The sequence below is a fragment of the Variovorax paradoxus genome, assembly GCF_009498455.1.
Classification (GTDB): domain Bacteria; phylum Pseudomonadota; class Gammaproteobacteria; order Burkholderiales; family Burkholderiaceae_C; genus Variovorax; species Variovorax paradoxus_H.
The window spans coordinates 3,987,470-3,996,829 of record NZ_CP045644.1; the positions used below are offsets into that span (position 1 = coordinate 3,987,470).

The following is a 9,360-nucleotide window of genomic DNA, read 5'->3' on the forward strand; positions in this document are numbered from 1 at the left end:
AAGTGTATGCTTACTGTGCCTTACGCCGCTTTTCGAGTCAAGCCGAGCCCGGCATAGTCGAAGTTCTGGACGACGTTCTCGGCAAACCCTGGCGTGCCCTTCACGATCGCTTGCCGCTCTGCGCAGTGCGACTTCAGGTGGTTGTTCAGCTCGTCGTAGACGTCCAGGATGAACGCCACGTTCGGCATCCGGGCGCCGCACCAGGTCAGCCCCTTCTTTTCGCGCAGGCCGCGCCCGATGCGCTGGCGCAGGGCAACTTCGGCCTTGCCGCCGCCGGCCAGCGCGATGATGCCGATCGAGGGCACGTCCACGCCCACGTCCATGATGGTGGTGCCGATCAGGAAGTCGATGTCGCCGTTGGCCAGGGCCGCCAGCGCGGTCTTGCGCTCCTTCTGGTTGTCCTCGCCCTGGATGAAGAGCACTCGCGCGCCGGCGCCGCTCAGGATGCGCACGAACTCGTCGCCGTGGTCTTTGCGCTGCACCAGGATCATCCCGTTGAGCCCAAACTGGCGCGCCCGCAGCAGCTCGGCGCAGATCAGCTTGTTGCGGTACTCGAAGTTCACGATGCCGCGTTCCACCGCCTGCGCGTAGGGCGTGCTGCGGGCCAAGCCCTTGGGGCGGTGCTCCTCGCCGATCTTGAGGTACTTGAAGTACGGGCGCGCCAGGATGCCGCGGTCGATCAGCATCTTCTCGGTGATGCGGATCGCTACCGGGCCGCACGCGGCCAGCAGCTTCATGTTGGCCTCTTCGTCGTCCTTCATAAAGGGCGTCGCGGTCAGGGCCATGCGGTAGTGCGCGTTCGAGCACGCGCACATAACGTCGTAGAAGGAGTTGCCCGACACCTCGTGCGCCTCTTCAGCGATCACGAGCTCGAAGCGCTTGAGGATCTCGATGGTGGCAAGGCGCAGGCGCTCATGCTTGTCGACCTTGCGCTGCAGCTCCGCGCGGTCGACCTTCTCGTCAAACTGGGCCTCGTACTTCTCGATGAAGGCGTTGATGCGCTCGCCCCGGATGGCCATCGCGACCTTGTCGGCCGCCAGTTCCTTCTTGATCTTCTCGAGCTTCTTGGCCAGGTCCTTCGCGCGGCGCAGCTGCAGCGCGTGATAGTCAGCGTCCACTGAGCGGATTTCGAGGCGCTGCGCGAGCGTCTTCACCATGCCCACGCAGAACTTCGTGATGCGCCGACCCTCGCCGCCGTCGGCCTTTGTGTAAGGGATGCCCCACTCTCCATCGCCGAAGACTGCGACCTCTTCGCCCATCTTCTCGACCGCTTCCTTCATCTGGTACATGAGGATGCCGCGGGTGGTCAGGAAGAGGGTGGGGCGGTTGATCCGCTTGTAGGCCATGCGCGCGATGCGCGACTTGCCGCCACCGGTGGCCACCTGCACCGTGATGTTGCCGTGCCGCACCAGGCGGTCGACTGCATCGGGCTGGTAGTCGTAGCGGTCGATGTACCCGAAGTTGTCCACCATCGGGCGCTCCGGGCCCAGCGGTTCGGGCAGCGGCTTGCGCTTGACGATGCATTCGTACCCCTTGGCGCGCAGCGAATCGACCACCAGACGCACGAAGCCAGTGGGGAAGACACCCTCCGGCGCGTTTGTCGACCACTGGAAAAAGCTCGAGCGTCCCGACCAGCTGCCGGAGTTGAACGCAGCCATGTGCTCGGCGCCCTCGACGCGGTAGCTGAGCACGCGGTGGACCTCCAGCATCGCCTCTTTCGGGGCGTTGACGATCTTCGCGTGGACCGCGTTGTGGGCGATGACGATCATGGTTTTCTTGCCAAAAAAGGCGTTTCCTTATACAGTAAGCACTTACACACATTTTCCCTTATAGAAGCCCGCGTGACAACCCAAATTCAGATCCAGTACCTGCCGCCTGGAGCGCTGCAGGCCAATCCCTGGAACACCAACAAGCTGGACCCCGCGGCCGAGGGAAAGCTGGAGAACTCCATCCTTGAGTTCGAGGACCTGGGCGGCCTGTACAAGCCGATCATCTGTCGCGAGCTTCCCGATGGGTCTCTTCAGATCTTAGGGGGCGAGCATCGGACGCGCGCTGCGGAACGCTTGGGCATCGCGAAGGTTCCGGTCATCAACCTCGGGCCGGTGAGCGACCTGCGTGCGAAGGCCCTGGGCCTGGCCGACAACGGCCAGTACGGGCAAGACGACGCCGCGGGCTTGGCGACGCTGCTCGAAGAGTTGCGCCTCGACGAGAACCTGCTGGCCATCCTGCCGTACAGCGACTCCGACCTGGCCGGCATCTTCGCCAGCGTGGCAATCGACCTCGACGCGATCGGCATGGGCGAGAGCGACGAACCCGACCACGGCCTGCCTGACCCCGACACGCTGCCGCCGCGGCCAACGATCACGCACGAGCTGATGCGCTTCAAGGTGCCCGTGGAAGACCGCGACCGCGTCGAGAAGCTGATCCAGAGCGTCATCAAGGACAAGGGCCTGAAGACCGAGCAGGACAGCCTGATCGCGGCCGGCATGGCCCTGGTCGAGATCTGCAACGCCGCGAAAGGCCAGCTGTGACCGTCGCTCTGATCCTGCGCTGCCCCGACTGTGAAGCCGACATGGAAATCGACGCCGACGAGCTCGAGGAACAGCTCGAAGGCGGCGGCATCGCCTGCTGCCCCGAATGCGGCAGCGACCGCCTGGTCGTGGAGGGCGAATGAGGCTGCTCATCGCCATCCGTGACGCCCGGGACGGCAAGCACCTGGTGCCGGTCGAGACCGACGCCAGCGACATCGAAGGCGTGCGCCGCGTTGCTGCCGCCTCTTTCGCCCCTCTTTCTCACAACGGCGCGCCGCCGCGCGCGGTCCTCATCGGCATCCCCGGAGGCAAGCAATGACCGACACCCTGAACATCCCCACCAACCGCGACGAAGCGGACCAGGTTGCCTACGGCGACTCGGTCATCAAGCAGCTTCTGGGCGCGACCATCTGCGCTTTCGGCGCCACCCACACCGGCGAGATCTTCCTGGTCACGCGCAAGGGTGACGAGCGCCAGGAATTCATCATCGGCAAGGACGCCGACACCGGCGAGATCGCGATCTTCGAGGTGGAAGAGGGCGCGCCAGCATGAGCGACGTGAAGATCACCCTCTGGCCGCTCGAGAACCTGATTCCGTACGAGCTCAACGCCAAGAAGCACGATGCCGAGCAGGTGGCCAAGATCGCCGAGTCGATCAAGCGCTACAAGTGGACTCAACCCATCGTGGTCGACAAGTTCGGAGTCATCATCAATGGCCACGGTCGCCGGCTCGCCGCGATGCTCCTGGGGCCCGACTCGCCCACGCCAGGCTTCGCGCCTGTCTGGCAGCGCTCGGATCTGACCCCCGAGCAGGTCCGCGCCGCGCGCCTGGCAGACAACCGCGCTGCGATCAGCGACATGGACAGCGAGAAGCTCATGCTGGACATGGCCGGCATCGACCACGAGCTGCTGACCGGCATCTTCGACGACAAAGAGCTGAACTTCCTGTCGGTCGACCACGGCGAGATGAACGTCGGCGCCTTCGTGTCCGACATGGGCGCCGTCGTCGAAGGCCAGAAGGAAGACGTCGCGCGTCGCATGGACAACGTGAAGGCGCAGCGCATCCCCCTGGCCAAGGCCTTTGGGTTCAAAGACCTGTCGGCCGCCGACCAGATCATCGTCAGCAACCTCATGGCCAAGGCGGAATCGCTCACCGGCCTGCAGGGCGACGCTGCCTTCATCAAGTGGGCTGACACCCAGCTGCAGCTGAGCGCCTGACCATGATCTTCCACACCCTCCTGATCGTCCTGGCCGTCGCGTTCGCCGTCGGCATGGAGATCCTCTGCCTAGAGCCTGGCCGTGATTGAACTCCAGTACCTCCACGCCCTGGTCGCGCTCGCGATCAAGGACCTCAAGTCGCGCGTGAGCGTATGGCTCCTCTGGAAGCTGCTGCCGGCCGACGTCGTCTCGGTGCAGCTGTTCCGCATGGGCCCCGCGCTCATGACCGGCGACGAACTGCGCCTGAGCACGACACCCGAAACCATCTACCGAGGCACCATCTCGTGAACCCCTACACCTTCACCAAGAAGCCCGCCACGGTCGAAGCCTGGCAGTGGAACTTCTCGACCGACCAGCTCGAGCCGCCCACCTGGATGACCGACGCGCTGAACAAGTGGCCCGAAGTGGGCGGCGCGGCATTCTGGCCCAACGGCAAGCTTGGCGTGAACCAGAGCACGCCCGAGCGCGTGTGGTGGAACCGTCCGCACATCGAGATCCAGACGCTGGAGGGCGTGATGCGCGCCGTGCCGGGCGATTGGATCATCCGCGGCGTCGCCCACGAGATCTACCCGTGCAAGCCGGCGATCTTCGCCACCACGTACGAAAAGGCGGCGTCATGAGCGAGACCTACCTGATCGACACGCGCTTCCAGACGCGTGTGGCGCGCTCGCCCCGCGTGCTCGAGATCGCCGAGGCCTTTGGCATCGGACTCGAGGACAAGGAATTCGTGGTCTTCGACAAGCTGGAGCTCGAGATCAAGCGCGGCTCCATCGTCTACATCACAGGCCAGTCCGGCGGCGGTAAGTCCGTGCTGTTGCGCGAGCTTGCTCAGCAGATGGGCGATCGCGGCCAAACCGTGGTGAACCTGGATCGCGTGACCGTCGACCCCGACAAGCCACTGATCGACCAGATCGGCAAAGACACCAATCACGCGATCCAGCTGCTGGGCTCTGCGGGCATTTCCGACGCCTACCTGTACGTGCGCCGCCCAGGCGAGCTGTCCGACGGCCAGCGCTACCGCTTCCGCCTGGCCAAGGCCATTGAGAGTGGCGCGGACGTGTGGGTGGCGGACGAGTTCCTGGCCATCCTGGACCGCACCACGGCCAAGGTGATCGCGTTCTCGCTGCAGAAGGTTGCGCGCCGCGCCGGCGCCACCGTGATGGTGGCCACGACGCACACCGACATGGTGGCCGACCTGGCGCCCGACCTGGTGGTCGAGAAGCGCTTCCGCGAGAAGTTGCGTACCGAGGTGTTCGCCGACGCGGCTAACGACGCAGCCATGCGCACCGTCACACGCGACGAGATCAACGACCTGCTGCTCAAGGCAGCCTGACACCAATGACCGACCTCACCATTTTCACCAGCCCTACATGCGGCCCGTGCCGCATTCTCAAACCGGAACTGCGCGAGCTTTGCAACGACCTGGACATCACCCTCGAGGAGCGCGACATCTCCAGGGCTGATGACAAGGCAGCTGCCTTGGCCGCCGGCGTCCGGGGCGTGCCGGCCGTCATCCACAACTCGACCGGGACTGTCCTGTTCACCGGCAACATCAGCCGCGCGGCGATCGTGGATGTCCTGCAGGCGCGAGGGATCATCTGATGCCCAGAATCATCACCAAGGGCCAGCTGCCTGGCGAGCGCTTGTACCGCCTCAACTGCAGCAACTGCGGCACCGTGTTCGAGTGCCTTCAAAAGGAGCTGACCCGCTATGACAGCCAGGACCAGCGCGATGCAGGTCTCATGCAAGCCACCTGCCCGCTTGAAGGCTGCGGCAACAAGATCTTCGCCGGCCGCAGTCACCTCGTCCAACCTGCGCCGACATTGATTCCAGGCCCGTTTGTGTCGGGCTTGCACTATCCGCCGGGCGTGCGTACAGCGGAGCTGCGCCCCGGCGATCGGGTGACTTATGGCGAGCGCTGATCTCCAACTCTCAGACGTCAGCGTCGCCCGGCCGCCGCGCGCGGGCGCGCACCAACTGAGCCTGTTGCAGCACATCTTCGTGGAGTGGGGCAGCAAAGCCGACTGGGATGCGCTGTGCGAGCTGCACTACAAGGGCCACACGCTCGCCGCGGGCTCGCGCTACATGCGCTGCGTGCTGCGCGAGCCTGGACGCGCTGAGCAGCTGATCGGCGTCATGGTGTTCGCGAACCCGCGTCCCCTCGACGGTGGGCGAAACGAGGTGTTCCCGCACCTGAAGCCCAATGTGAATGGCCGGGACAACCGCCTGATCAACCAGACGCGCCTGCGCTGGGTGAACAGCAGCATGACCTGGAACAACCGCACGGTGCTGGACACGATGTATCGCTCCGCGGGCATCGCCTACCGATTCAAAAATCTTGCCTATCGCATGTACTGCGACCACTACGGGCTGAAGTTCGTCGAAAGCCGCAGCTCCATGGGGCGCTTCAACCCGTTCAGCATCAAGACGGGCATGAAGTTCGTGAAGCCGAAGCCCGCGGCCGCGCTCGAACCGGGGTTGAAGTTCTTCGCCGGGCACTTCAAGAGCTCGCCGCAGGACATCGTCGCCATTGCCGAGGAGCTCGCGGGCAAGCCAGAGGGCGAGCGCTTGTTCCTGGAGCGCAAGCTGCGCGAGTTCTACTACAAGTGGTCCAGCGTCGAGAAGTCGGGCGACAAGCGCGACCTCGGCATGACCCGCGTGAACGAGCTGCCGATCGATTACGTCCTCAAGCAGGTGATGCAGCTGGTCTTCAGCGCCACCGTCTACTGGATCTGGCAGGCCGTGGACAAAGGCCCGCTGCCGCGCAGCATGCCCCTCGCCGCGTTCGACGAGCAGGGGCCCAATGAGCCGCTGGCGCGCACCTGGCCGGTCGCGGAGGGCGCCGCATGAAGGGCGTGACCAAGTACCAGATCGAGATCCTCGAGGCGGTGAAGAAGCACAAGGACGCCGGCCGGCACATCGACCTGGACGAGCTTCTGGACAGTCTGTCGTGGGCCCCGACAAAGCAGTCGCTCCAGTTCTCCATCCGGGCCCTCATCGCCAAGCGAATGATCTGCAAGGTCGGTACAGAGGTTCGCCGCGGCCGCAAGCGCGTTTGCTTCGACCTGGACCTGGAAGGGGTGAGGGTGTTCGATCCGCGTGCTGGTGATCCCGTTCCGGGACTCAGCGACGACTTACTTTCAAGCGTTCTGGAAGGGGTTTAATATGCCTGAAATGGCATAAAAGATGGTGTCTTCAATTCTTCTGTGTCTGATGCTAACGCCTCCCCATGAAGTGCTAACGCTTTCCCGTCCCGGGACGCTTGAGTGGTTCTTTTCTTCAATGAAATCAACAGCTTACTCCCGGGTCTGACTACGGTTAGCACAAAGTGCTGCTCCCCTATATATAGAGACCTTGAATACAGAGAAGAAGAACAAGTAACAAAGAACTGACATTTTTTGTTACATACCTATCCCATAATGCGCAATGAATGGTAAGTCAGTGAACATTGACTATTTTGACCCCGAAGGAGACAATCGAGGCCAAGTTGAGAGCCATCTCCCAACCGGCGGGGCCGAGTGCCCCGCCCCTTTTTTCTCCCAGGTTTGGAAGCCATGACAAAAACCGAAGAGACGAAAGCCGAGACCGCCGCCGCGCCCGCAGCTAAATCGCCCGCGAAGAAGCGCCCGGCCCGTCCAAAGATCAATCGCAAGCTGACTCCCGAGCAACGTGCTGAAGCGGCGGCCTTGTGGCGCGCCGGCTCGGTCACGCTCGATGACCTGTCCAAGAAGTTCGGCAAGCGTCCCGAGAACTTCAGTCGGATGTTCAGGAACATGGGCATCGTCAAGGGCAGCGCAGTTGCCGAGACCGAGAAGAAGATGGCCGAGGAGGTGGCCGCCCGGGCCGCATCCAACGTGAGCCGTGAACTTGAGCGGATCGCGACGATGAAGGACCAGCACTTCCAGATGTCCTCGTCGCTGGCCAAGATCGCCTTCGCCGAGATCACACGCGCGCGCCAGGCAGGCCTGAAGCTGGAGTCGCTCAAGGACACGATGCTCACCCTCAAGCTGGCGGGCGAGATCATCGGTAACTCCCGGAAGGAGCAGTACGCGCTGCTGCGCGTCGAGGAGCACGACAAGGACACTGAACTTGAGGATCTGCCGGAGCTGCAGGTGCGCGAACTCAGCCAGGAACAGATCCTGGAAATGCAGTCGCGCCAGCCGATCGACGAACTCGACGACGCTGGTTTCGACGACGGGGCAGGGGATGTAGTTCTCGGAGAGCCCGAGGAGGGCCCGTAACGTGTCGCTGAGCGTCGCCGCGCACGCTGACCCATCCCTGTCCCCCGAAGAGCTTGCGGCAGCCCTCGTAGGGGCCGCGCCAGAGATCCGGGAAGCCTTCACCGCACCGAAGAACACGATGTTCCTCCATGCGAAGCAGATGGAGGTCTTCAAGTCCGCCCATCGCTTCAAGGTGGTTGTCGCCGGACGCCGGTGGGGCAAGTCGCAGCTGGCGAAGATTTCGCTCATCAAGTTCGCGCGCAAGCCCAAGCGGCTGATCTGGTACGTGGCGCCCAGCTACCGCATGGCCAAGCAGATCATGTGGCCCGAGCTGGTCGAAGCGATCCCGCGGCAGTGGGTCAAGAAGTACAACGAGACGGTCCTGACCATCACCCTGGTCAACGGCTCGAAGATCGAGCTCAAGGGAGCGGACAACCCCGACTCGCTGCGCGGCGTGGGCATCCACTACCTGGTCATGGACGAGGTCCAGGACATCGACCCCGAAGCCTGGAAGAAGGTGCTGCGTCCGACGTTGGCGTCGACCCAGGGCCACGCGCTCTTCATCGGCACGCCCAAGGCGTACAACTTCCTGCACGAGCTGTGGATGCTCGGCCAGAAGTCGAAGACCCGCCTCGTCTGGGCCAGCTGGCAGTTTCCGACGATCACCTCGCCGTTCATCCCGGCCGAGGAAATCGAAGCCGCGCGCAATGACATGGACGAGAAGTCGTTCAAGCAGGAGTTCGAGGCCAGCTTCGAGACCATGAGCGGGCGCGTGTACTACCCCTTCGACCGGAAGGTGCACTGCAAGCCGCTGGCCTTCAACGCGCAGCTGCCCATCTGGATCGGGCAAGACTTCAACATCGACCCCATGTCCTCGGTGATCTTCCAGCGCCAGAAGAACGGCGACTTGTGGGCGGTCGATGAGATCTGCCTCCCGTCATCGAACACCCAGGAGCTGTGCGACGAGATCGAGCGCCTGTACTGGCGCTACAAGGACAACATCACGATCTACCCCGACCCGGCCGGCGCATACCGCGGCCACCAGCGCGGGGAATCCGACCTGGACATCTTCAGGGAGCGTGGCTTCAAGAAGCAGCGCTACCGGAAGAAGCACCCGCCCGTGGCTGACCGCGTGAACGCGGTCAACCGGATGCTGCGCGCGGCCGACGGCACCGTGCGGCTCTACGTGGACCCGCGGTGCGTGAAGTTCATCGAGGCGCTCGAGCAGACGCTGTATGTGCCTGGCAGCCGCGAGGTCGACAAGAAGGCCGGCGTGGAGCACGCGGCCGATGCCGCCGGCTACTGCATCGAGTTTGAATTCCCGAACAAGAAGATTCAGGTGTTGGGCGTGTCCATTTAATTTGACAGTAAGTCAGCACTGACTTACTATTG

At 63.5% G+C, this 9,360-nt stretch carries 15 protein-coding genes; 14 read left to right on the forward strand and 1 reads right to left on the reverse strand.

Features of this window, described 5'->3' with window-relative positions; translation table 11 throughout:
* Window positions 1-20: 20 nt before the first annotated feature.
* Window positions 21-1,769 (reverse strand): DEAD/DEAH box helicase, encoded by a 1,749-nt coding sequence (locus tag GFK26_RS18365; RefSeq protein WP_153283223.1) that lies wholly within the window; start codon window positions 1,767-1,769, stop codon window positions 21-23.
* Window positions 1,770-1,841: 72 nt separating this feature from the next.
* Between GFK26_RS18365 and GFK26_RS18370 the strand changes: the two genes are divergently transcribed.
* The 14 genes from GFK26_RS18370 to GFK26_RS18435 all read left to right on the forward strand — a co-directional run bounded on the left by GFK26_RS18370 (window position 1,842) and on the right by GFK26_RS18435 (window position 9,328).
* Window positions 1,842-2,531, forward strand: a complete 690-nt coding sequence (locus GFK26_RS18370; RefSeq protein ID WP_228121681.1) for a ParB/RepB/Spo0J family partition protein — start codon at window positions 1,842-1,844, stop codon at window positions 2,529-2,531.
* Entirely contained in the window at window positions 2,528-2,674 is a 147-nt protein-coding gene (locus GFK26_RS18375; RefSeq protein ID WP_153283224.1) for a hypothetical protein, read from the forward strand. Before GFK26_RS18370 ends, GFK26_RS18375 begins: the two co-directional genes overlap by 4 nt.
* Window positions 2,671-2,850, forward strand: coding sequence for a hypothetical protein (locus GFK26_RS18380; protein WP_153283225.1), 180 nt, complete (start codon window positions 2,671-2,673; stop codon window positions 2,848-2,850). The genes GFK26_RS18375 and GFK26_RS18380 overlap by 4 nt, the downstream gene beginning before the upstream one ends.
* Window positions 2,847-3,083, forward strand: coding sequence for a hypothetical protein (locus tag GFK26_RS18385; RefSeq protein WP_153283226.1), 237 nt, complete (start codon window positions 2,847-2,849; stop codon window positions 3,081-3,083). The genes GFK26_RS18380 and GFK26_RS18385 overlap by 4 nt, the downstream gene beginning before the upstream one ends.
* Window positions 3,080-3,748 (forward strand): ParB/Srx family N-terminal domain-containing protein, encoded by a 669-nt coding sequence (locus GFK26_RS18390; RefSeq protein WP_153283227.1) that lies wholly within the window; start codon window positions 3,080-3,082, stop codon window positions 3,746-3,748. Before GFK26_RS18385 ends, GFK26_RS18390 begins: the two co-directional genes overlap by 4 nt.
* Window positions 3,749-3,829: 81 nt before the next feature.
* Window positions 3,830-4,036: a hypothetical protein gene (locus GFK26_RS18395; RefSeq protein WP_153283228.1), complete on the forward strand. Its 207-nt coding sequence runs from the start codon at window positions 3,830-3,832 to the stop codon at window positions 4,034-4,036.
* Window positions 4,033-4,368, forward strand: a complete 336-nt coding sequence (locus GFK26_RS18400) for a hypothetical protein (protein ID WP_153283229.1) — start codon at window positions 4,033-4,035, stop codon at window positions 4,366-4,368. Before GFK26_RS18395 ends, GFK26_RS18400 begins: the two co-directional genes overlap by 4 nt.
* A complete protein-coding gene (locus tag GFK26_RS18405) occupies window positions 4,365-5,081 on the forward strand; it encodes an ATP-binding cassette domain-containing protein (protein ID WP_153283230.1) in 717 nt (238 codons plus the stop codon). The genes GFK26_RS18400 and GFK26_RS18405 overlap by 4 nt, the downstream gene beginning before the upstream one ends.
* Window positions 5,082-5,086: 5 nt before the next feature.
* The gene (locus GFK26_RS18410) at window positions 5,087-5,350 is read left to right on the forward strand and encodes a thioredoxin domain-containing protein (RefSeq protein WP_153283231.1); all 264 of its coding nucleotides are present in this window, start codon (window positions 5,087-5,089) and stop codon (window positions 5,348-5,350) included.
* Window positions 5,350-5,670, forward strand: coding sequence for a hypothetical protein (locus GFK26_RS18415; RefSeq protein WP_153283232.1), 321 nt, complete (start codon window positions 5,350-5,352; stop codon window positions 5,668-5,670). The genes GFK26_RS18410 and GFK26_RS18415 overlap by 1 nt, the downstream gene beginning before the upstream one ends.
* Before the next feature lie 64 nt (window positions 5,671-5,734).
* On the forward strand, window positions 5,735-6,598 hold the full coding sequence (locus GFK26_RS18420) for a hypothetical protein (protein WP_153283233.1): 864 nt from the start codon (window positions 5,735-5,737) through the stop codon (window positions 6,596-6,598).
* Window positions 6,595-6,912 (forward strand): hypothetical protein, encoded by a 318-nt coding sequence (locus GFK26_RS18425; RefSeq protein WP_153283234.1) that lies wholly within the window; start codon window positions 6,595-6,597, stop codon window positions 6,910-6,912. The genes GFK26_RS18420 and GFK26_RS18425 overlap by 4 nt, the downstream gene beginning before the upstream one ends.
* 390 nt (window positions 6,913-7,302) lie before the next feature.
* Window positions 7,303-7,989: a hypothetical protein gene (locus GFK26_RS18430; protein ID WP_153283235.1), complete on the forward strand. Its 687-nt coding sequence runs from the start codon at window positions 7,303-7,305 to the stop codon at window positions 7,987-7,989.
* Between the two features lie 118 nt (window positions 7,990-8,107).
* Entirely contained in the window at window positions 8,108-9,328 is a 1,221-nt protein-coding gene (locus GFK26_RS18435; protein WP_228121682.1) for a phage terminase large subunit, read from the forward strand.
* Window positions 9,329-9,360: the final 32 nt, after the last annotated feature.

Bases quoted from the DNA above. Each gene is read 5' to 3' on its own strand.
- GFK26_RS18365 (WP_153283223.1), bottom strand. From the start codon at position 1,769: ATGATCGTCATCGCCCACAACGCGGTCCACGCGAAGATCGTCAACGCC.
- GFK26_RS18380 (WP_153283225.1), top strand. From the start codon at position 2,671: ATGAGGCTGCTCATCGCCATCCGTGACGCCCGGGACGGCAAGCACCTG.
- GFK26_RS18385 (WP_153283226.1), top strand. From the start codon at position 2,847: ATGACCGACACCCTGAACATCCCCACCAACCGCGACGAAGCGGACCAG.
- GFK26_RS18390 (WP_153283227.1), top strand. From the start codon at position 3,080: ATGAGCGACGTGAAGATCACCCTCTGGCCGCTCGAGAACCTGATTCCG.
- GFK26_RS18405 (WP_153283230.1), top strand. From the start codon at position 4,365: ATGAGCGAGACCTACCTGATCGACACGCGCTTCCAGACGCGTGTGGCG.
- GFK26_RS18410 (WP_153283231.1), top strand. From the start codon at position 5,087: ATGACCGACCTCACCATTTTCACCAGCCCTACATGCGGCCCGTGCCGC.
- GFK26_RS18415 (WP_153283232.1), top strand. From the start codon at position 5,350: ATGCCCAGAATCATCACCAAGGGCCAGCTGCCTGGCGAGCGCTTGTAC.
- GFK26_RS18425 (WP_153283234.1), top strand. From the start codon at position 6,595: ATGAAGGGCGTGACCAAGTACCAGATCGAGATCCTCGAGGCGGTGAAG.
- GFK26_RS18430 (WP_153283235.1), top strand. From the start codon at position 7,303: ATGACAAAAACCGAAGAGACGAAAGCCGAGACCGCCGCCGCGCCCGCA.
- GFK26_RS18435 (WP_228121682.1), top strand. From the start codon at position 8,108: ATGTTCCTCCATGCGAAGCAGATGGAGGTCTTCAAGTCCGCCCATCGC.